Source organism: Endozoicomonas sp. 4G (assembly GCF_023822025.1).
Taxonomy (GTDB): Bacteria; Pseudomonadota; Gammaproteobacteria; order Pseudomonadales; family Endozoicomonadaceae; genus Endozoicomonas_A.
The window spans coordinates 3,201,542-3,223,937 of sequence record NZ_CP082909.1; the positions used below are offsets into that span (position 1 = coordinate 3,201,542).

Genomic DNA, 22,396 nt, shown 5'->3' on the forward strand with positions numbered 1-22,396 from the left:
CGACCTCCTTACAGCTGTACGCCAGAGAATGACAGGAAGCCCAGTGACATCAGACCGACAGTAATGAAGGTGATGCCCAGGCCACGCAGGCCCGGAGGTACGTCACTGTACTTCAGCTTTTCACGGATACCGGCCAGGGCGGCAATTGCCAGAGCCCAGCCAACGCCCGCACCTAATCCGTATACCGCCGACTCGCCCAGGTTGTAGTCACGCTCTACCATGAACAGGGAAGCACCCATGATGGCGCAGTTCACAGTAATCAGTGGCAGGAATACACCCAGTGCGTTGTAGAGAGACGGTACAAACTTGTCCAGGAACATTTCCAGAATCTGAACCAGGGCAGCGATGACACCGATGTAGGTGATCAGGCCCAGGAAGCTCAGATCAATACCTTCTGCCAGCGCACTGCCTTTCAGAATGTTCTGATAGATCAAGTTATTAATGGGCACAGTAATGGTCAGTACGGCCACTACGGCAACACCCAGACCCAGGGCTGTTTTAACCTGCTTGGACACCGCCAGGAAGGTACACATGCCCAGGAAGAAAGCCAATGCCATGTTTTCCACGAACACTGCTTTCACAAAAAGTGAGATGAAATGTTCCATGGCTTAGTGGGCCTCGCTGAACTGGGTGTTGGGAGCCATTTTGAACTCGTTGTCTTCAACCTGGTCCGGCTTGCGACTGCGAATCACCCAGATCAGCAAACCGATCAGGAAGAACGCACTGGGAGCCAGCAGCATCAGGCCGTTAGGCTGATACCAGCCACCGTTGTTGACGGTCTTGAGGATTTCAACACCGAACAGGTTGCCGGCACCGAACAGTTCACGGAAGAAGGCCACAATCAGCAGTACCGCACCGTAACCCAGACCGTTACCAATACCATCCAGGAAGGACAGTTTTGGACCGTTTTTCATAGCAAAAGCTTCGGCACGACCCATAACGATACAGTTGGTGATGATCAGACCGACGAACACCGACAACTGCTTGGAGATGTCATAAGCGTAAGCTTTCAGAATCTGGTCCACCACAATAACCAAAGAAGCAATAACGGTCATCTGACAGATGATACGAATGCTGTTGGGTATGTGGTTACGAATCAGAGATACCGCCAGGTTGGAACAGGCGGTTACGCCGATTACCGCCATGGCCATAACCAGGCTGACCTGCATGCTGGTGGTCACCGCCAGCGCCGAACAGATACCGAGGATCTGCAGGGTGATGGGGTTATTGTTAACGACCGGTTCCAGCAGGATATCTTTAGTCTTCTCAGACATTATGCATCCCCCGCTTTCAAATTAGTAAGGAACGGCTTGAAGCCTTCGTTGCCCATCCAGAAATGAATCAGGTTGGTCACACCATTACTGGTCAATGTGGCACCAGACAAGCCATCTACTTTGTAAAGAGACTTAGGATCAGCCCCCCCCTTCACCAGGCCTGCTTCTACTACACCTTTGCTATCGTAGATTTTCTTACCAGGCCACTGTGCTTTCCAGGCTGGGTTGTCGACTTCACCACCGAGTCCGGGAGTTTCCTTCTGGTCGTAGAAACCAAAACCCTTGACGGTGTTCAGGTCGCTGTCCAGGGCCAGGAAGCCGTACATGGTTGACCATAGACCATAGCCGTGTACCGGCAGAATCACGGTCTCCAGCTTGCCATTTTTCTCAATGACATAAACCTCGGCGATATCAGCCTGACGCTTGATACTGGCGATATCCTCAGCCGCGCTCAGCGCGTGGGACTCATCAGGAAGCTTGGCTGCGGTACGCTGGTCGTAGTCAGCAGTGGTCTGACCCTGTGGGGTCTTCTCGACAAACTTACCTGTTTTGAGATCCACCAGACGAGGCTGAACCTGCTTATACAGCTCAGCCACTTCAGCATTGCTGAGTGACTTGGCGTCTTTCGCCAGACCGGAGATGCTCAGGATGTTACGCTGAACGTCCAGCTGGGCGTTGACTTCCTGCTGGGGTTTCAGGAAAACGGCCGCAGAAGACACCAGCACAGAGCACACCAGCGAGAGCAGAATCGTTACAAATAACGTTTTCTTGATACTATCGTTACCCATCAGGCACGAGCCTCCCTACGCTTGATGTTGGCTTCTACCACAAAGTAGTCAATCAGCGGCGCAAACAGGTTGGCGAACAGAATAGCCAACATCATACCCTCTGGATAAGCCGGGTTGACGGTACGAATCAGGATGACCATCACCCCGATCAGCATACCGTAATACCAGCGACCGATATTGGTCATGGAAGCGGAGACAGGATCCGTTGTCATAAAGATCAGACCAAAAGCAAAGCCACCCATCACCATGTGCCAGTACCAAGGTGTACTGAACATCATGTTGGTCTCAGAACCAATCAGGTTAAACAAGGTTGCTGTTGCAATCATACCCAGCATAGTACCGGCAACAATTCTCCAGGAAGCGATACGGGTGATCAGCAGCACAGCGCCGCCGATAAAGATCGCCAGTGTCGAGGTCTCACCGACAGAACCCTGGATAGTTCCCAGGAAAGCGTCGAACCAGGTAATGCCATTGGTCACCACCTGATCAACACCACCCTGTTGTGCCAGGCTCAGGGCCGTGGCACCGGAGAAGCCATCAACAGCGGTCCACACCAGGTCACCGGAAATCTGTGCAGGGTAAGCAAAGAACAGGAACGCACGACCTGTCAAAGCCGGGTTCAGGAAGTTCTTGCCAGTACCACCGAAGACTTCCTTACCGATAACAACACCGAAGGAAATACCCAGGGCTACCTGCCAGAGCGGAATGCTGGGGGGAACGATCAGGGCGAACAGGACAGAAGTAACAAAGAAACCTTCGTTGACTTCGTGACCACGAACGACAGCAAACAGTACTTCCCAGAAACCACCGACAAAGAAAGTCACGGCATAAATAGGCAGGAAGTAAACAGCGCCATAAACAAAGTTATCCCACAGGCTGGCCGGATCGTGACCCGCCAACAGGCTGATCAGGGCCCCGTGCCAGTCAGCAGGAGCTGCCAGACCACCGGCAATGGCCGTGTTAGCCTGAAAGCCGACGTTCCACATACCAAAAAACATGGCCGGGAAAGTACAGAGCCAAACCAGACCCATCATCCGCTTCAGGTCGATCGCATCGCGAACGTGAGCAGTATTATGGGTTTTGTTAGGGGGGGTATAGAGCAGAGTATCCACTGCTTCATACAGTGCGAACCACTTCTCGTGCTTGCCACCTTTGACAAAGTGGGGCTCGAGCGTGTCGAGGAGTTTTCTAAATGCCATAACCTGTTAGCCCTCCAGCTCGATACGGGTGAGGTTGTCGCGCAGGATGGGACCGTATTCGTACTTGCCGGCACAGACGTAAGTGCACAGTGCCAGGTCGTCTTCTTCCAGTTCCAGAGCACCCAGTTTCTGAGCCATTTCCGTATCACCCACGATAATCGCACGCAGCAATTGCGTGGCCAGGATATCCAGAGGCATGACTTCCTCGTATTGCCCCACTGGCACCATGGCACGCTCACCACCGTTGGTGGTGGTGGTGAAGTTGAGCAACCTTTTACTCAGACCGGAAGTCAGCACGTTCAGCACCGAGTGACGTTTCACCGTCGGGTTTACCCAGCCCATGAACAAACGCTCATTGCCTTCTTCCAGAACGGAAACCTGTGTGTGATAACGCCCCAGGAATGCGAAGGAGCCTTTAGCAGTACGGCCACCAAACACAGAACCAGAGATAATACGGTTATCACCTGCTTTCAGTTCACCTGCTGCCAGCTCATCAGTGCTGGCACCCAGACGAGTACGCACCAGACGAGGCTTCTCAACCTGAGGGCCTGCCAGAGCAACAACACGGTCAGTAAAGAGTTTACCAGTAGTGAACAGTTTGCCCACTGCAATGACGTCCTGGTAATTGATCTGCCAAACCGTCTTTTCAGCACTCACCGGATCCAGAAAATGAATATGAGTACTAGGCTGTCCGGCCGGATGAGGTCCGTCAAACTCTTCGGCCGTTGCGATACCGGCAGGAATACGGGCGCCAGGGGCTTTACACAGGAAGATTTTGCCACCGCTGAGCTTGCCCAGGACGCTGATGCCCTGCTCAAACACTTCAGCATGTTCACTGATGACAACTTCAGGGTTCGCTGACAGAGGATTGGTATCAATGGCTGTAACAAAGATGGAAGCCGGGCGGGAACCCAGTGCCGGCACTTTGCTGAAGGGGCGGGTGCGCAGGGCAACCCACAAGCCAGATTCATTCAGTTGCGCTTCTACCTGATCAGCAGTCAGGGTAGACAGTGCTTCAGGCTTGTGCTCAGTGAAGGTCACTTCATCGTCACCGTCAACATCAATGACTACAGACTGAAGCACCCGCTTTTCACCACGATTAATCGCAGCAACAACACCGGCAGCAGGCGCCGTGTAGCGCACCCCCGGTGTTTTCTTGTCGGTAAAGAGCTCTTGCCCTTTCTTAACTCGATCCCCGACAGCGACCGCCATGGTAGGTTTCATACCTACATAATCAGAGCCAACCACGGCGACAGAGCGAACTGCCCTGCCGTCCGATATGCTTTGATCAGGTGCCCCTGTAATCGGAAGATCCAGTCCCTGTTTGATTTTGATCATACCTTTCGCCTAATCAATCAATTTTCAGGTCCGGAATAAACCCGCCTCTCCGGTGATAACCGACAACTGACCAATATAACCCTGAATACCCAGCTTTTTTCCAACAGGAAGTCAGAACCCAAGCTATGATCTCCGCCTCAATCAAAAGTACAACAAAAGACCGTACTCCGCTGGAATAAGTCTTGCCTGCAGGTGTTCTGATTCAAGCAAACTGACGGTAAACATCCCCGAGTCTCACTCTACCCGGAACCTGCCGGTCTCATGCTCAACAACACAAGCACAGCAGTCCCCTGACTGAGACTCAAGCGCAATCGCACATCAATCCATCGTTATGTGGCCGCAACGGCTCACCATTGAAAAAAAATGGTCGCGCAATTATAAAGACAGTCTCCCTGATATACCATAGGCGAATGATCGTGGAATCCCTTAACATGAAAAGCAGTTTCCATTATATTCAAAGCAGATATCGCATAACCTGAAGATCGACCAAACTGAACGAATTCAGCATGAAACCGCTTTGGGAAACAACCGGAAGAAATTTTCAGCAGTGACCTCAGCCAGTTTTTCTAGCGAAACACCTTTCAACTCCGCCACGCATTTTGCTACATCAGGCAAATAGCGAGGTTCATTAGGCTTACCCCGATAAGGAACCGGTGCCAGGTAAGGGGAGTCGGTTTCAATCAAAAGCCGGTCCAGTGGCACTTTCTTAACGACTTCTCTTAATTCAGAGGCATTCCTGAAGGTGACGATGCCTGAGATGGAGATAAAGTAGTTCAGCGCCATCGCCTCTTTCGCCATCTCCCAACTCTCTGTGAAGCAGTGCAATACCCCGGCTTTTTCCAAATCGCCGTACTGGCGTATCAACTCAAGGGTGTCTTCCTTTGCATCCCTGGTGTGGACGATAATGGGCAGGTTTGATTGTGCAGCTGCCTGTAGGTGAATCCTGAACCGTTCCTGCTGCCTTTCTTTATTATCAGCCGAGTAGTAATAATCAAGACCGCTTTCACCGATCGCAATCACCTTTGGGTGACTGGCGTACTGCAACAGAGTTTGCAAATCAGGCTCGGCAGCCTCTTTCTCAAGGGGGTGTATGCCAACCGAGGCAAACACATCCTGATATTGTTCTGCCAGATTAACCACAGCATCGGCATGTTCCAGGTCAATCCCCACACACAGTATTCGTTCAACGCCCGCCTGCCGGGCTGCATTAAGTGCTGCTTCCAGATCACCGTCGTAGTGGTCGAGCTTGAGACGGTCGAGATGGCAATGCGAATCGATCAACATATTCAGTCGTAATACATTCAGTAATTTTCAGATAAAGTCATCGTTGAGGATACCTTATACAGCCTCTTCTTACCTTAAACTTGCAGAATTGAGCACAATTTCATTTATTGTGTACTACTGATGCATCGAATTACATTATGCAAAACGATGAACTGAATCAGTATTTATGCCTCTTTCTTTTTAAACGACCCACGGCTAGTATTTTTGCCTCAGACCCGAACACAAAGTAACAGAAAGATGCAGCCTCAACCCGTCAGTTTCTCTCGCCTTAATGTGCAGTGGCCAAATTATTTTATGGCCATGCTGCTCGGGGTTGCGACCGGGATATTAATACCGGCCATTTCTGACTGGGTGGCACCAATGGGCATTATCTTCATCAAGATCATCAAAATGCTGGCAATACCGATGATCTTCTTCTCCATCGCAAACGGTATTTTGCAGCTGAGTAATAACGGCTCTATGCAACGGATTGCCCTGAAGACTCTGGCCTTGTTTCTGGGCAGTATGTTGATCCTTTCCACCAGCACGCTGATATTCAGCCAGCTTTTCACTGACAACTGGGGCTACCAATCTGTCCTGCCCAGCTATTTTAAACCTGAGCCCGAATTGCCTGGCTTGCCTGACATCACTGCAAAAGTCATCCCCGACAACCCCATTGCGGCAATCATGCACGGCGAAGTCATGGCTACCGTCTTTTTTGCCAGCCTGATAGCCATTGGGATTCGCGCAAGCGGTGAAAAGGGGAAGCCCATGGTTGAGTTTCTTGAAAGCTCGACCATTGTCGTTAATCAGATAATCAGCGCGGTTATGAAACTGGCCCCTCTGGGCATATTTGCCATGACCGCTGACAATATTACCAACACCAATCTGACTTTGGCCAGTGAACTAATCAGTCTGGTAGGTATTACCTGGTTAATAACCATCCTGATTATGGTTGTCGGCTTTAGCCTTGTCCTGAAAAGCATGAAGCTCTCTGCAAGGGCTTTCTTCCGCAAAATGCTGGCTCCGCAGATCATGGCACTGACAACAGGTTCCAGCACCGCAACACTGCCCGTAAACATGACCGTGACCGAAAACCATCTGGGCGTCAGCAGACCCATCAGTCAGTTTGTATTGTCTCTGGGTTCTGTCATCAATATGAATGGGCTGACGATCAACCTCACAATCATCGCCGTGTTTTCTGCCCAGATCTTTAACCTTGATTTATCATTGATGGACTATCTTTTCATTATTGTTATCAGCACGGTTTCTGCCATTGCAGCAGCGGGCATTCCTGGCGCTTTCCTGCTCTCTGTCACCCTGCTGCTTGAGAGTCTGGGCATCCCCCTGATGGCGATAGCCATCATAGCCGCGGTGGACAGGTTGTTTGAAATGACTGGCACCGCACTCAATATTACCGGAGACTGCCTGACCGCCGTGATCGTGGCAAAATCGGAGAATGAGCTGGATGAAGAGACCTACATTCGATAAAACCTCAAAGGGTACTGGTTTCCCGGTCGGACTTGAGCCCACCCGCCAGATAGGTTTCTATTTTGGTTCTGACCGTATCCGTTACATCGTTAAACTGAACGCCTATCCCGGCCACTCGTGTCGAACCCTGAGGAGTGATCCAGACCACCTTTCCGGGGACTGGTAACTGTTCCGCTTCATCCATCAGGGTCAGACGAATAAACACCTCATCACCCAATGAGTAACGCTTTGAAGTCGGAATAAATAATCCACCACCGATGATAAAAGACATGTAAGACGAATAGAGAGAAGAAGTATCTTTGATCGTCAGAGACAAAATGCCCGACATGCCACCCTTTCCACGGTTCATTATTCTTCTCCTTTATACGTTGTTTGAGCCAGACTCACTGACAGTCTACCCCGTTCAACAATAGGTTGATAGCGGCTATCCCCCCAAGATACGTATCTACCGAAAACCAGCACTCCTTGTACATAATAACCACACAAAAAGTAGTGAGATCAATCAATATAAAAACGGAAAGGTTTCTTTAAAATACCCTGATAAACAAGCGTTTGAGGCAACTATCATGAATGAAGCCCACTGGGGACTGTTAGTAGCAGCGTACCTTTTTCTGGCTGGCGCCGGAGCAGGAACGGTGTTTATCAGTGGCTATTATGTACTCTCTGATCGAATCAAACAGGACAGCCAAAGACAGCTTGCTTGTTATTCGGCCATAGCAGGCTCAATCCTGCTGATGATCGGCACCACCATGATTATTCTCGACCTGACCACCTTCAGGGCTGGCATTGTTGAGTTCGATCTGGACAAGTTCTTCCGTTTTATTAACTTCTTTAAAACCTTCAGAACCAGCTCCATTATGAGTATGGGCTCCTGGCTGGTGAGTCTGGCCATTGGTGCCAGCACGGTGTATGTACTGGCTTTTTTCAAGCAACTGCCGTTTCACAAATACCTTCGTCCGCTAGCAGCCATTAATATGCTGTTTGCCATAGGCGTATCCTCTTACACCGCTTTTCTGCTGGGCGATATCACCCATAACTTTGTCTGGAGCAGCAGCATTCTGGTCACCATCTTTATGATATCTGCGCTGTCCGCCGGCCTCGCTGTGGTGCTACTGGTCAAGACCATCATCCGTGCTCCCAGTGAACCCAATCAGGCATTTGAAAAAGTCGACGCACTGACCTTAACGCTGGAATTGATCCTGCTGCTGATCTTTACCTACTCAATTTACAGTCTCAGCGGCTTCAATGGTATTGATTTTCCTTTAGCCATCTCTTCAAAGGCAGGACTGTTGTGGTTCTTCGGTGTCATAGGTCTGGGACTTTTGATACCTCTGGCCCTGAACCTGAAGGCAGTACTGACCCGGACGGCGCTTTCCCACTCGAAAGAATACCTACTGTCAATCGCCGTCCTGACCGGGGGATTTTGTCTGCGTTACGCCGTTTTACTTGCCGGCCAGTATCACTAAGGAATTAAACATGTTGGATCGAAGGAAAGCCCTTAAGCTGTTATCTGCCGGTGCTGCCGCCTTTACTTTCGTATCGGCCCAGGGATCACTGAGCAGTATCAGGAAAGAAAAGAACAAAAAACATCTGGCCATGGCCATTGACCTGCGCCGCTGCAATGGCTGCAAGGCCTGTGTCACTTCCTGTGGCGTAGAGAACGGTAACGAGCCCGATGAGCACCGGACCCAGGTGGTACAGGTGGTCGCAGAATCGGGCGATAAACAGCACGCCCTGAACCTGCCACTGCTCTGTAACCACTGTGAAGAACCGGCCTGTACCCCGCTCTGCCCAACCGGAGCCACCTTTAAACGGGAAGAAGACGGGATTGTCGTGGTTGACTCAACCGTTTGTGTTGGCTGCAACTACTGCGCCATGGCCTGCCCCTACACCGGTGTTCGCTTTACCAACTCCAAAACATCAACCATAGACAAGTGTAATTTCTGTATTCACCGCACCACTCGCAACCTGCTGCCCGCCTGCGTGGAATCCTGCACCGGAGCCGCTCGTATTTTTGGTGACGTGAACAACCCCGACAGCCAGATCTCCAAATTCCTGGATGAAAATGAGGTCATGGTGCTGCAATCGGACAAAAATACCCGACCCAATGTCTTTTATGTGGGTCTCAGTCAGGAAGAGGCTGACCAGCCTTACACCCTGCACATTGAAAATACTTGGCAGAGATAAATCATGAAGCGTAGAGATTTTCTAAAAGCAGGCTCCCTGACAGCCACCGCAGCCGCCCTGGGTACAACAGGTGTCGCCAAGGCCTCAATACCTGAACAGGAAGACGTCAGCAAATATGCGCCGACCGCCCTGGAGCCTGAATACACCATTGGTGATGACCGGTCGATTACCTTTAATCCCAATCAGCGCATGGCCTTTACCATGTGTTTCGGTTGCTACAGCACATGCGCTGTCAGAGCCAGAATTGACAACAAAACCGGAAAGGTACTGCGGGTCGCAGGCAATCCTTATGGCCCATCGGCTCTTGATCAGCCTTTGGATCTTGATACGCCCCCACGGGAGGCGTTTCAACGCTTGTCTGCCGTCAATGACCAGGGGCTGAACGCCCGCTCAACACTTTGTGGCCGCGGCAACTCTGTGGTTGATGCCATGGACGATCCCCGTCGTATTACTAAGTGCCTGAAACGTGCGGGCAAACGTGGGGAGAACAAATGGCAAACCATCAGCTACGAGCAGATGATCAAAGAAGTCACCGAGGGCGGCGACCTGTTTGGCGAGGGCCATGTGGACGGATTGAAAGCCATTCATCAGAAAAACGGTCTGGCCAACCCGGACTTTCCTGACTTCGGTCCAGGCAGAAACCAGCTGTTTGCATCCATCTGCTCCGACCAACTGGGCAGAAAGGACTTTATGAACCGTTTTCTTCAGAAGTCCTGGGGAACACCCAACGTTGGGGTCAAGAGTGCCTACTGCGGCGTTATGCCCGGACTGGTCGATGTGATCACCCCCTCCACTATTGATATCAACCACTGCGAATACGCCATCTTTATTGGTTTTGCGCCCAGCCTTGGTGGCGATAGCACTAACATTCAGGCTCGACGCTTCGGCGAGGCCATGGCAGGAAGGGACAACTTTAAATACGTTGTCGTCGATCCCATTCTTCGCTCGCTGACCTCCAAAGCTAATCGACAAAACAGCGAATGGGTACCCATTAAAACTGGAACTGATACCGCACTGATGTTTGCTATGTTGCAATACATCATTAACCACCAGCGGTACAACGAAGACTTTTTGACCCTTGCCAACCGCAAGGCAGCCGACGCTGCCGGTGAAGTCAATTTCACCAACTCTACTTACCTGGTTGTGCAGGATCAGAAACACCCTCTGTATAACAAGTTTCTTACCGCCGAGGCACTGGGGCTTGGGGATGATCAGACTCAGGTGGTTATCAATCCCACAACCGGCAAACCTGCGGCCAGCAACTCAGTCAGCAGAGGCAAGCTGTTTTACAGCGGCCCGGTTCGACTCAGGGACGGTTCCGAAATTCAGGTAGAAACTTCCATGTCCCTGCTCAAGACGCGAGTCAATGAGACGTCCATGGCCGACTATTCTGCCCACTGTCAGATTCCGGTCGCCAAGATCGAGGAGATGGCCATAGATTTCACCTCCCACGGTAGAAAAGTCGGCGTTGCTTTTTACACCGGGGTTTGTTCTCCTGACACCACCCAGTTTGTGTTCGCTACGGGTCTGCTCGGCACCATGGTCGGCGCCCACAATGCCAAGGGCGGTATGAACTACTCAGCAGGCTCAGCTTTCAGTGGCACGTATGATATTTACTCATCTCCACTCTATGACCTGAACGGGTTTGAACATACGCCTGTGGAAGGATTGAGCACCGAGAGAGCGGCAGACTACGAGCAGAGTCATGAGTACCGTGAAAAAATCCGCAAGGGGCTCCCACCCTACCCGGCGGATTCTTCCTGGCTGCCCACCAAAGCGGCACCCTTAAACAGTGCGTCCTATTTGATTTCCCACGCCAATAGCAACCCATTCCAGTTCAAAGCCTGGATCAACTGGTCCACCAACCCGATGTATGGCGCTGCCGGACTGGCAGGACAGGTCACGGATACCATCAAAGACCCTAAGCAGCTTGGCCTGATTATTGGTGTCGATGTCTTTATTAATGAGACCAACCAATACGCTGACTACTTCGTGCCCGACCTGTCTCAGTATGAACAGTGGTCAATGTCAAGAATGGGCAGCAGCCGGGTTCGGGGACAGTCAGCCTGCGCCCCGGCCATTGATTCAAAGAATGTAAAGAATCAAAAAAACCAGACCGTCTGCATGGAACAGTTTGTCATCGACCTGGCCAAGGCAATGGATCTGAAAGGTTTTGGCGACAAGGCCTTCAAGGATAAGGATGGTCAGTCCTGCGCCCTGCACACCCCCGAGGATTACTACACCCGCGTCTACGCCAACCTGGCCCATGCTGACAAGCCTTTGCCTCAACCAACGCAGGACGATCTTGAAATCACCAGTGTTAACCGGGTGGCCTCGATGTTCAGTGAACGCCTGAAGCCCGAAGAACTCGGTCCCACCCTGTTTCTACTTAGCCGGGGCGGGCGTTACAAAGCGTTAGACAGCATCTATGAAGGTGAGTTTTTCCACAAGTCGCTTTGTTCACCTTTCCAGTTTCAGGTCTATAACGAAGGCATGACCGACAGAAAAGACTCTCATACCGGAAAACCTTACGACGGATTGCCTGTATTTGATGTACATCGCTTCCGTGACGGGACGCCTATACGGGAACTATGGACTGAAAAAGAGTTCCCTTACCAAATATCAACCTACAAACCTCACTTGCGCAGTGCCTCCTCGGCCATACTGCCCAGGATCACCTCACTGGCTGATGAAAACTTTATTCAGATGCATGAGGAAGCCGCCGCAAAAGAGGGGCTGAAAAATGGTGATCTGGCGATCATTCGTTTTCCAAACAACAAAACCCTCAAGGGCATCGTTCAGGCCGACAAAGGTGTGGCAATGGATACTATTTGTATTGCCCATGGTTATGGCCACAAGGCCCTGGGTGCCCAGGATATGACCATAGATGGAGAGCTGAAACCCGGTATTGCCGAACGTGGTAAAGGACTCTCAACCAACCTGGTGGGTGTCGGTGACCCTACCTGTAAAGGTCCCGCACTGCTTCAGGAACAGTACGTTGGAGGCACGATTCGCCATACCATTCCGGTAGCGATTCAAAAAGCTTAACTTCCCTCACCTTCCCTCACTATGAATGACCTGATTTGACACGTTGATGTGTCAGGTCAGGTCATCACTTTTGGCCTACATTGTTATTCAATCAACTGTGCAGATTGCAAATGCATTTGTGACCATAAAGCCAAAGGTGTCATTGTGAAAAAGCTAGAGGTACTGTGTCGTTTTGTCGCTGCGATAGTGTTCCTGCTGATTCCCAGGATTTCAGTAGCAGACCCTTACCTACTTACTTTTGAAACTTCACAGGCACGGGTCAAAGTCTATCTATCTATGGAACCTGATGCAGAAACGGGTGAAGTATCAGTACCCCACCGATCACATGAACCCCGTCCTGAGCGATTGTCGGGTGATGGCGGTGAAAATGAGGAATGTGGGGCAGCGGGTGGCTTGCCCGTTTCCCAGCCAGGTGAAACGGTTTCTTCGTCAGTTTCAGTGTCGTTCCCTGATTTCAGCGACAGAACTGAAACAACTGCTGTCGCTGAACCCTTAACCACTCAACCCATGGCTGGCTCGACGCATTCTGTCGAATACCAAACGGGAAACGCCCTGGTTTCCGCCTCGTTGGAAAGCGGGGAGGGAAATGGCAGGGTTCCCTTTTTCCATCTTCCTGCAAGCCAATTGAAAGACTTTGTCCGTGTATTCGCCAGCCTGGTTACCATGAACGCTAACAAGATGTATACCCTCCGGCCCTTCCCCCGATGTGGTCCTTTTGTATTTGACTCAGAGGCAAACCCGTCCTGGTTTTATGGAAAGATTGCAGTTTTTCCATCATTGTTTCTGACGGCGGCAGGCTCTGTCAGCGGGTTTGCCATGGGTGGAGCTCCCAGTGCCGGAATAGGAGCCGGATGCCTCGTCGCAGGGCTGGTCTACAGCGCCGCAAATGCCTGGTACTATAGTCGCACTCGTTTTCCAAACCAGTTTCAGGTGAGTTTCACGTTCAGCCTGAGCCATTTGATTGATGATTTGCAGCACATTGCGGCCATGCTACAATGCTCAGGAGGTTATGATTTGATGTGGTTTAGTTTGAATGAGCAGCAGAGCCGCCAGACGATCAGGTTCAATGTCAGGATGCCACAGGCAGTGGACGCCAACCAGCTAAAAGTCTGGCTCGAAAGTCGTAATCAACGATTAGCTAATCCATTTCAGATAGCGGTCTGTGCCATCGACGAATGTGAAACCGGATTTTAGAGCTCAGATAACTTTATAGAGAAACAGATATACGGGATCAAAAGCGCCAATGCTGATAGGCCAGGGGAGTTTGCTTTATTGATAGCGTGTTGGCTGATACTACGCACATTAACAAACAGTTTTGATTTCCATGCCCGCATCATTCTGTACCCGGATGTAGCCTCCAATAGATAAACGTCACCATTTTGGTATTCGGGTTTAAGTACCGTCAGACGCTCACCTGCTTTCTCACATAACCAGTTATCAACAATCGTTCCTTTGTCGTTTAGCAGAGTAACACTGGTGTTAGGCGCTTTACACAGTGCAACCACCGGGTAGTGTTCCTGGTCGGAGAGCGTTATCGTCTGGGTCTGGTTATAGCCAATCTCCCATGCTAACTCAACGAGTTCCGGCAATGAATCGTTATATCCGGTGAGAACCGCTTCAGTATCAGAGTCAATATCGTTATGGTTGTCAGTGATAATGCCAGCAACACTCATTCTTACAGGTTTTATAAAACGGTGCCTCAGAGGAGAAGGGGTAGAAGGATCACTTGGAGGAATTATGTTCAACTTAGGGTCTGGATCTTTACAGAGAGGGTTGGTGTCACCCCGTTTTTTACAGACATAAATCTTGATACGCATGTTGTCTGTAAGACAATGTCCGCCTTTTCTGCTGTGAAGTGAACTCCTATAGCCATCTGATGTGGAGAAAATATAGTAATACTTCCCTCCTTTGAAGCTTATGTAGTTCGGATCGGCAACGAATTCAGCAAATAATATACGATGGTGAGTAAGTTGGTTGGGATTGTCGCAAATAAAAGCATCCACTCTATCTGAATGTATTTCCGGTATCTCACAGTTTTCATAGTAGGTTTCGTTTTGTACAAGCCACATATTTTCATACATTTCTGAGACTTGTCTCTCACCCTGGTATTGCTTTGCCACAGAAGGAACATTAGGACAAATAAACGATAGCTTTGCGTTTAGCCTTACAGCTATGGTTTTGTTCTCATCCTGCGTATATAAATCTTTCATCCACAGAGCACTTGTGTAGATATCTCTGGCATCGCAGGCCTGAAACAGATGAAATAACAATAGGAATCCGATTAAAACAGCTTGCATAATCTTTCACTAGCAATAAGACACACTGACATTAAAAGTACCAATGTCGGCGGGCTGTAGAGTGAGTTTACGTTATTAACAATGTGATGCTTAAAGCTAACAACATTGACAAACAGCTTCGATTTCCATACCCGTAAATGGCGATGCTCGGGTGATGCCTCAAATAGATAAACGTCACCATTTCGGTATTCGGGTTCGAGTATTGTCAGGTGCTCACCGACTTTCTGGCACAACCAGCTGCCAACAATGACTCCTTTATGGCTCAGCAGACTGATCCTGGTGCCGGGTTCTCTACACAGTGCAACCACCGGGTAATGCTCTTCTTCAAAGATATATACAGTTCGGATCTTGTTATAGCCGATTGACCAGATTAAGCGCACAGGCTGTGGCAGTGAGTAATCATCCACAGTAGGAACCGTTGCTGTCGCCTCTACCGTAACGGCTACGATATCAGTGTCATTAGTCATCGCAAGAGCGGTAGTGCTTGCAGGATCAGTAGTGCTTGCGGGATCAGTAGTGGTTTCAGGATCAGTAGTGGTTACAGAATCGGTAGTGGTTACAGAATCGGTAGTGGTTGCAGGATCAGTAGTGGCTACAGAATAGTTAGTGGTTACAAAATCAGTAGTGGTTACAGAATCGGTAGTGGTTACAGAATAATTAGTGGTTGCAGGATCAGTAGTGGTTACAGAATAGTTAGTGGTTGCAGGATCAGTAGCGGTTACAGAATAGTTAGTGGTTGCAGGATCAGTAGCGGTTACAGAATAGTTAGTGGTTGCAGGATCAGTAGCGGTTACAGAATAGTTAGTGGTTGCAGGATCAGTAGCGGTTACAGAATAGTTAGTGGTTGCAGGATCAGTAGTGGTTACAGAATAGTTAGTGGTTGCAGGGTCAGTGGTGGTTACAGAATAGTTAGTGGTTGCAGGATCAGTAGCGGTTACAGAATAGTTAGTGGTTGCAGGGTCAGTGGTGGTTACAGAATAGTTAGTGGTTGCAGGATCAGTAGTGGTTACAGAATAGTTAGTGGTTGCAGGGTCAGTAGTGGTTACAGAATAGTTAGTGGTTGCAGGGTCAGTGGTGGTTACAGAATAGTTAGTGGTTGCAGGATCAGTAGTGGTTACAGAATAGTTAGTGGTTGCAGGGTCAGTGGTGGTTACAGAATAGTTAGTGGTTGCAGGGTCAGTGGTGGTTACAGAATAGTTAGTGGTTGCAGGATCAGTAGTGGTTACAGAATAGTTAGTGGTTGCAGGGTCAGTGGTGGTTACAGAATAGTTAGTGGTTGCAGGATCAGTAGTGGTTACAGAATCGGTAGTAGTTGCAGGCATATTAAAAGGGTTTTTTATAGGAGCAGAAAGAAAAGCACCTGTTGCGCTGTACCAGTTTAACTGAGGGTCTGGATAATTGCAGCCGGGATCCGTTTCATTATATTTTTTACAAATATAAATCTTGAGGCGCATATTATGTGTTCGACAATGTCCGTCTTTTTTATTCTCAAGTGAGCTTTTGTACCCGGTTGATGTGGAGATCAAATAGTAATATTCACCACCTTTAAAGACTCTGTCGTCTTTTCCAGCAGGATGCTCAAGAATCATTAAGTCCAAATAAGACAAGTGGTTGGGATCGTCGCAATAAAAGGGCTTCAGTTTATCTGGTGGATTAGCTGGTATCTCGCAGTTATCGTAGTAAGTTTGGTTTGTAAACAACCATATATTTTCATGCATACTCAGGGTTTGTCTATCCCAGCTGCGCTTCCTTACTGTGGTACCAATATTGGGGCAAACTAAAGTCAGCTTGGAGTTCAGGCTTACAGATATGCTCTTGTTCTCAGCACGGGAATATAACTCGTCAATCCACCAGGCACTTTGGTAGGTTTTACGAGCGTCGCAGGCGCAGGTCTGAAACAGATGGAATAAAAACAGCAGTCCGATTAAGACAAATCGCATAGTCTTTCTCTAATGACAACTCGTAACAAACGTAGCAGACCTATTTGCACGCCTCCATAAAAACCGTTGTTTGTCGATGCTGACGACTAACCTGAAATCACAACAAACATTTCAACGACTGGGAAGCCGAACCTTGCTATTCAAAAAAACATTGATTTTGATCTTGGTTATTACCTTTTCTGTGCATTGCTCTCATAGCCATGCCCAGGAAAACAGGTTGCCTTTGCTCTTCGCTCTGGCTGTTAGAGAGGCTAATGCCCTGCCACTCTACACCCCCTTGAAGCCAGACACTCGCTATTGCTTTGCTCCTGACTCTGGCGTCGAAACTGAGGTTTACATTGGAGCAACCGCTGATGAGGATTCTGGCAGTGAAGGCAGCGACAACTCTGATGAAAACAACGACAACGGTTCAGACGAAAACAAAACGGATAGCGAATCTGAAATTCAGTATGTAACCATGGCACTTAATCCTTTTCGAGCACCCAATGAAATCAGTACGTATTGTACGACTCTGGAAGTGAAAAAGATTAAGCAGGAGCCCCTTTCAGACAGTGAAGCACTCACTGAGTCAGAGGGAGGAGTGACAGCAGCAGACTCTTTTAACAACCAGGAAATCACCTCACCTGCTTACAGTACCACCCAGAGACCCAAGGCATACCAGTGTGACCATGAAGGATGCAACTACAGTAGCAAACGGGCGGACCATCTGAAAAGGCACGAACAGACCCACCTGCCTGCCGACCAGAGACTCAGAGTGCACCAGTGTGACCATGAGGGCTGCGACTACAGCACCGGCCAGGAAGGCCACCTGAAAAGGCACAAACAGACTCACCTGCCTACCGACCAGAGACTCAGAGTGCACCAGTGTGACCATGAGGGCTGCAACTTCAGTGCCTATCAGGGGAGCCACCTGAGAATGCACAAACAGACCCACCTGCCTGCCAACCGGAGACCCAAGGTCCACCAGTGCAACCATAAAGACTGCAACTACCGCACCGATCGCTTAGGTCACCTGGAAACACACAAACAGACCCACCTGCCTATCGACCAGAAACTCAAGGTACATCTGTGTGACCACGAGGGCTGCAACTTCAGCACCGGCTACACGAACAGTCTGAAAAAGCACAAACAGACCCACCTGTCTGGCGACCAGAGGCCCATGAGACTCAAAGTGCACCAGTGTGACCATGAGGGCTGCAACTACAGCACCGACAACACGGGCAATTTGAATAGGCACAAACAGACCCACCTGCCTGCCGACCAGAGATCCAGTAGACCCAAAAGAAAAGCCGATGACCCGCCGCCATCTCACAAGAAAAGACGACAGCAACTGGGCCAAACAACACCATAACCGCTGTTTTGAAACCATTAAAAAGCCATAAGGATACTTTGACATGGATAGACGTAATGCTATTCGGCTGATGATCGGCGGTGCTGCGGTATCAATGATCTCTGCTACACCGGCCATCGCCGCCATTCGTAAAGGCAGTAGTAATGGCGAAAAACATCTGGCCATGGCCATCGACCTGAAAAGTTGCAATGGCTGCAAAGCCTGTGTAACCGCCTGCGGTGTTGAAAATGGCAACCGCCCTGATGAACACCGCACTCAGGTATTGCAGGCCATCGTTGAAAAAGACGACAAACAATACGCACTGAACCTGCCACTGTTGTGTAATAACTGCAGCGAGCCTTCCTGCGTCACTGTCTGCCCAACCGGTGCTACTTTCAAACGTAAGGAAGACGGCATCATTGTGGTGGATTCCACCAGCTGTATTAACTGCCGCTTCTGCAGTATGGCCTGTCCCTATGACGGCTCACGATTCAGCAACAGTGATACCGGCACTATGGATAAATGCAATTTCTGCGTCCAGCGAAGAAGCCGAGCAACCCCGCAGCCTGCATATTGAACAGAACTGGCAGAGATAATCATGATGAAACGTAGGGATTTCCTCAAATCCGGCCCAATAGCCGCAGCCGCAGCGGTCGCTTCCGGTACCTGTCTGGCGTCCGATAGCAAGCGTGAAGACGTCAGTAAATACGCACCCACTTCTCTGAGCCCTGAATTCAAGGTCAACAGCAGTGGTGAACTTGAAGCCAATCCCGATCAACGGATGGCCTTTTCCATGTGCTTTGGCTGTTACTCAACCTGTGCGGTCAGGGCAAGAATCGATAACGCATCGGATCAGGTGGTCAGAGTGGCAGGCAACCCCTATGGCGCCGCGGCCCTCACCACTCCCATGGATCTGGCAACACCTCCTGGGAGCCTCAAAAAAACTTCCGACCTCTCTCCAGATTTTTACTAACCTGATATCCCAATAAACATTTCAACGACTGGAAACTCAGGCCTTGCTATCCAAAAAACCATTAACTTCAGCCTTTGTCATGGCCTTTTCTGTGCATTGCCTTAATGTCCACGCTCAGGAAAATAATATGCCTTTGCTCTTTACTCTGGCTGTCGGCAACTTCGCTCCGACTGTCGGCAAGGCGCTTACCAACACTCTGAAGCCCTTTATAGAGGTCTCATCCACGAAAAGAGTTTACGTTAGGGGAACTATTGGCCTTTACTCCTCGGGCCTGCCACAAAGACTCAGGGTACTAGAGAGTATTGAAGAAGAGAGCGAAGCCATTGAATGGTGGGAGTTGAACGGCGAGGCTAAAACTTGCCGTCGGGTAACCTCTGATGGGGGTTCTGACAGTGAAGACAATGGCACCTCTGATCAAAGCAGCGACAACCGTTCAGACGAAGACAAAGCCGATGCCAAATCTGAACACGAACAAGCCCACCGGCCTAACGACCAAAGACCCAAAAGACCCAAGCTGCACCAGTGTGACCATGAGGGTTGCAACTACATAAGCAACCGCTCGGACAATCTGAAAATGCACAAACAGACCCACCTGCCTGACGACCAGAAACCCAAGGCACACCGGTGTGACCATGAGGGCTGCAACTACCGCACCAACCAGTCCGGCCATCTGAAGAGACACAAACAGACCCACCTGTCTGCCGACCGGAGACCCAGGCTGTACCAGTGTGACCATGAGGGCTGCAACTACAGTTCCGACCAGGCGGGCAATCTGAAAATACACAAACAAACCCACCTGCCTGCTGACCAGAGAACCGGGAGACCCAAAATGCATCAGTGTGACTATAAGGACTGCAACTACATCACCGAATACACGACCAATCTGAAAAAGCACAAACGAGCCCACCTGCCTGCCGACCAGAGATCCAAGGTGCACCAGTGCGACCATGAGGGCTGCAACTACCGCACCGACTGCATGGGCAATCTGAAAGCTCACAAAAAGACCCACCTGCCTGCCGACCAGAGATCCAAGGCACACCAGTGTAACCATGAGAGCTGCAACTACAGCACCGACAACACGGGCAATTTGAACAGGCACAAACAGACCCACCTGCCTGCCGACCAGAGATCCGGGAAACTCAAAAGAAAAGCCGATGACCAGCCACCATCTAACGAGAAAAGAAAGAAGAGTGATAAAGGATGATCCGCCTCTCAAAGAATGATTTCGCAAAGATGGCAGTAAGCATTCTCGGTTAACCATACAAAACTACCCGGTAATTCTGGTATATATTCTCATACCTTTATGTAATGAAAATACTGGCCATTGAGTATTTGCATCATAAGCATCATCCTGGTTGCTGAATGTACAAGCAGATGCAGAGAACTTAGGCTCCAGTGGATAGATTTCAGGTCTGTATGCAGCCAGTAAAGAAGGTGATGTAAGCACTGTGATTTCATGATTCAGAAGTCCAGAATAATTGCTATCAGGCGAACAACGACCTACCAAAGAATCACGAACGCACATATTATAGGCTCCCCCCATAACAACGAGGCTGGTAATTTTGTTAGTCTTTAAAAAAGGCATTAATCCAGACACAGTGCATTGACTGAATACACCTGTGAAAGGACGAATGCCGAAATCGTCTGGATCATCTATAACATTACAGAGGCTGTTAATTGTGTTAGTTGTTAAAAAAGACATTAATCTCGGCAAATTGCCTTTACTAAGAACACCCGTGGCAGGCTTAATGCAGGAAAAATCTGGCTCTTCTATAACGTCGTAAATGTGTTTTGCACGATTTTCTCTACATTGATGAACAACAATCGTTCTACACCCTAAGCTTTTGCAAAAACGAAGAGTTTCTTGTTGGTTGTTTATTCTAACAAGCCACGACTCATCAGTTTCAGATGGCCACTTTTCATCATCCGATTCATCTATTACCATAACCGCAGTATTAGCATCATATTCTGGTCTATGATACTTAGCTATATCTGCAAGTAATGATCCATTTATTATTGACATCTTTAAACTCCTTTTTTAAATTTTTACCATTATCATGTATGGCTTTCAACCCGATCAACTCCCTCGTCTAGCTGGATTTCCTCTACTTCTAAAAAAACCTTATCTTCTGGTTTCATACGCAAATAATTTCTTGAAAATGAAAACAGCCTAAAAAAGGGACGATCATCCGAATTTTTTAAAGCCGAAAACAACTCAGGCAAAACCTTCTGATTAAAAACAGCTTTAGAGACAGATTGGTTTTTTCTTGTTTTGACAATTTTATCAAATGACGGTTTAATTTTTCTGAATTCCTGATGGTATTTTTTTGCTGTAGACTGTGTTTTTTCAGAAAAAGGGGTTGGCAATTTTGTTTTGCGATGCAATGAAACAGCATCATTCCATTCTTTAAAATAGTTATGCTGGTCTTTTATCATTGAAGAGTCACCAGTAAGCCATTGCTCAAGAGTAAAAGCTCCTACCATCGACTGTAATACCTGAAACCCCTCATCGTTCCTGAGAATAACGAAATGATGATAATATTCTCTATCGCCATAAGCCGTACTTCTAAGCTTGTGAATAAACAGACGACCCTGGCCTGATTCGCTATTGATATATTTCTTATAGGCATCCTGATCGTCAAGTGAAAAAACATAAAATTCTGAAGGGTTGTTTTTGGTGAAGTATTTTTTAATGACTTGTGCCGTATCATGGCAGTTAGTCACTTCCTTTAGTTCATTGATGCTCAATGCTAATGGACATAATGCTGTGCCATTTTTTTTCACAGACGACTCATCAGACAGACACTTTTCATCAACGCAAACACGCTTTGAAAATGCCCAGGCCGTTTCATCTGAAGTACTCTGAACACACTGTGATCTGTTCTGTGATACAACCGATTGCCCTGCACCTGATACCGAGAGAAAATTAAGCAATAAAGGTTCACTCTCGTCATTTACAGTGACATCTCTACCCATACTGACACCCGTTCGAGTTCTCTCCAGTCGGGTTGACTTGGCTGGCGGCATAAATGAATCAGCATTTCCGGAGTCATTATTTACAGGATCCATAATCTGTTCCTCTTATCCCCAGAGTAACAAGGAGATTAAAAATTGCTATGCAGATTAGAATCAGTTTTAAAATCAAAGTTCATAACAATGGTGTCAAGTACAACTAACAAAGTTTCTTTTTGACACAAATAGTCACACCATTTTGACAGGAAAGGTCACAGCTCCGAATTTTCCCCGTATCCCTGTAAATACCGAAAAT

20 protein-coding genes are annotated in these 22,396 nt (G+C 48.8%); 9 read left to right on the top strand and 11 right to left on the bottom strand.

The window, feature by feature from the left end; translation table 11 throughout:
• Positions 1–8: 8 nt before the first annotated feature.
• The 6 genes from nqrE to K7B67_RS12310 form a co-directional block, all read right to left on the bottom strand.
• Positions 9–605 carry an NADH:ubiquinone reductase (Na(+)-transporting) subunit E gene (gene nqrE, locus K7B67_RS12285; protein WP_252176170.1) on the bottom strand — a complete coding sequence of 199 codons (597 nt, stop codon included), beginning with the start codon at positions 603–605 and terminating at the stop codon, positions 9–11.
• A 3-nt stretch (positions 606–608) separates the two neighbouring features.
• On the bottom strand, positions 609–1,274 hold the full coding sequence (locus K7B67_RS12290; protein ID WP_252176171.1) for an NADH:ubiquinone reductase (Na(+)-transporting) subunit D: 666 nt from the start codon (positions 1,272–1,274) through the stop codon (positions 609–611).
• Positions 1,274–2,062: a Na(+)-translocating NADH-quinone reductase subunit C gene (locus tag K7B67_RS12295; protein WP_252176172.1), complete on the bottom strand. Its 789-nt coding sequence runs from the start codon at positions 2,060–2,062 to the stop codon at positions 1,274–1,276. Before K7B67_RS12295 ends, K7B67_RS12290 begins: the two co-directional genes overlap by 1 nt.
• Positions 2,062–3,261, bottom strand: coding sequence for an NADH:ubiquinone reductase (Na(+)-transporting) subunit B (locus K7B67_RS12300; protein ID WP_252176173.1), 1,200 nt, complete (start codon positions 3,259–3,261; stop codon positions 2,062–2,064). The genes K7B67_RS12295 and K7B67_RS12300 overlap by 1 nt, the downstream gene beginning before the upstream one ends.
• A 6-nt stretch (positions 3,262–3,267) precedes the next feature.
• Positions 3,268–4,599, bottom strand: a complete 1,332-nt coding sequence (locus K7B67_RS12305) for a Na(+)-translocating NADH-quinone reductase subunit A (RefSeq protein WP_252176174.1) — start codon at positions 4,597–4,599, stop codon at positions 3,268–3,270.
• A 501-nt stretch (positions 4,600–5,100) separates the two neighbouring features.
• Positions 5,101–5,883, bottom strand: a complete 783-nt coding sequence (locus tag K7B67_RS12310) for a TatD family hydrolase (RefSeq protein WP_252176175.1) — start codon at positions 5,881–5,883, stop codon at positions 5,101–5,103.
• 294 nt (positions 5,884–6,177) lie between these two features.
• Here K7B67_RS12310 and K7B67_RS12315 point away from each other — a divergent pair, with 294 nt between their 5' ends.
• Positions 6,178–7,353 (top strand): dicarboxylate/amino acid:cation symporter, encoded by a 1,176-nt coding sequence (locus K7B67_RS12315; RefSeq protein WP_256484441.1) that lies wholly within the window; start codon positions 6,178–6,180, stop codon positions 7,351–7,353.
• 4 nt (positions 7,354–7,357) lie between these two features.
• On the opposite strand, the gene K7B67_RS12320 is transcribed toward K7B67_RS12315, so the two are convergent.
• Positions 7,358–7,702: a PilZ domain-containing protein gene (locus tag K7B67_RS12320; RefSeq protein WP_252176176.1), complete on the bottom strand. Its 345-nt coding sequence runs from the start codon at positions 7,700–7,702 to the stop codon at positions 7,358–7,360.
• A gap of 217 nt (positions 7,703–7,919) precedes the next feature.
• On the opposite strand from K7B67_RS12320, the gene nrfD reads away from it, so the two are divergent.
• The 4 genes from nrfD (at position 7,920) to K7B67_RS12340 (ending at position 13,782) form a co-directional block, all read left to right on the top strand.
• Complete coding sequence (nrfD, locus tag K7B67_RS12325) at positions 7,920–8,819, top strand: NrfD/PsrC family molybdoenzyme membrane anchor subunit (protein ID WP_252176177.1); 900 nt, start codon at positions 7,920–7,922, stop codon at positions 8,817–8,819.
• A 10-nt stretch (positions 8,820–8,829) separates the two neighbouring features.
• Complete coding sequence (locus K7B67_RS12330; RefSeq protein ID WP_252176178.1) at positions 8,830–9,540, top strand: 4Fe-4S dicluster domain-containing protein; 711 nt, start codon at positions 8,830–8,832, stop codon at positions 9,538–9,540.
• 3 nt (positions 9,541–9,543) lie between these two features.
• Positions 9,544–12,588 (top strand): molybdopterin-dependent oxidoreductase, encoded by a 3,045-nt coding sequence (locus K7B67_RS12335; RefSeq protein ID WP_252176179.1) that lies wholly within the window; start codon positions 9,544–9,546, stop codon positions 12,586–12,588.
• A gap of 276 nt (positions 12,589–12,864) precedes the next feature.
• The gene (locus K7B67_RS12340) at positions 12,865–13,782 is read left to right on the top strand and encodes a hypothetical protein (RefSeq protein WP_252176180.1); all 918 of its coding nucleotides are present in this window, start codon (positions 12,865–12,867) and stop codon (positions 13,780–13,782) included.
• Here the strand turns inward: K7B67_RS12340 and K7B67_RS12345 are convergent.
• Positions 13,779–14,885: a hypothetical protein gene (locus K7B67_RS12345; RefSeq protein ID WP_252176181.1), complete on the bottom strand. Its 1,107-nt coding sequence runs from the start codon at positions 14,883–14,885 to the stop codon at positions 13,779–13,781. The genes K7B67_RS12340 and K7B67_RS12345 overlap by 4 nt on opposite strands.
• On the bottom strand, positions 14,870–16,825 hold the full coding sequence (locus tag K7B67_RS12350) for a hypothetical protein (protein ID WP_252176182.1): 1,956 nt from the start codon (positions 16,823–16,825) through the stop codon (positions 14,870–14,872). The genes K7B67_RS12345 and K7B67_RS12350 overlap by 16 nt, the downstream gene beginning before the upstream one ends.
• A gap of 133 nt (positions 16,826–16,958) precedes the next feature.
• On the opposite strand from K7B67_RS12350, the gene K7B67_RS12355 reads away from it, so the two are divergent.
• Genes K7B67_RS12355 through K7B67_RS12370 form a run of 4 tightly spaced genes read left to right on the top strand, consistent with a single transcriptional unit; the run spans position 16,959 to position 20,332 of the window.
• Entirely contained in the window at positions 16,959–18,176 is a 1,218-nt protein-coding gene (locus tag K7B67_RS12355; protein WP_252176183.1) for a C2H2-type zinc finger protein, read from the top strand.
• Positions 18,177–18,219: 43 nt separating this feature from the next.
• On the top strand, positions 18,220–18,732 hold the full coding sequence (locus K7B67_RS12360; RefSeq protein ID WP_252176184.1) for a 4Fe-4S dicluster domain-containing protein: 513 nt from the start codon (positions 18,220–18,222) through the stop codon (positions 18,730–18,732).
• A gap of 21 nt (positions 18,733–18,753) precedes the next feature.
• Entirely contained in the window at positions 18,754–19,128 is a 375-nt protein-coding gene (locus K7B67_RS12365; RefSeq protein ID WP_252176185.1) for a twin-arginine translocation signal domain-containing protein, read from the top strand.
• Positions 19,129–19,171: 43 nt separating this feature from the next.
• Entirely contained in the window at positions 19,172–20,332 is a 1,161-nt protein-coding gene (locus K7B67_RS12370) for a hypothetical protein (RefSeq protein ID WP_252176186.1), read from the top strand.
• A 63-nt stretch (positions 20,333–20,395) separates the two neighbouring features.
• Here K7B67_RS12370 and K7B67_RS12375 read toward each other — a convergent pair whose 3' ends face one another.
• Positions 20,396–21,151, bottom strand: a complete 756-nt coding sequence (locus K7B67_RS12375; RefSeq protein ID WP_252176187.1) for a hypothetical protein — start codon at positions 21,149–21,151, stop codon at positions 20,396–20,398.
• A gap of 32 nt (positions 21,152–21,183) precedes the next feature.
• Positions 21,184–22,197: a hypothetical protein gene (locus K7B67_RS12380; protein WP_252176188.1), complete on the bottom strand. Its 1,014-nt coding sequence runs from the start codon at positions 22,195–22,197 to the stop codon at positions 21,184–21,186.
• Positions 22,198–22,396: the final 199 nt, after the last annotated feature.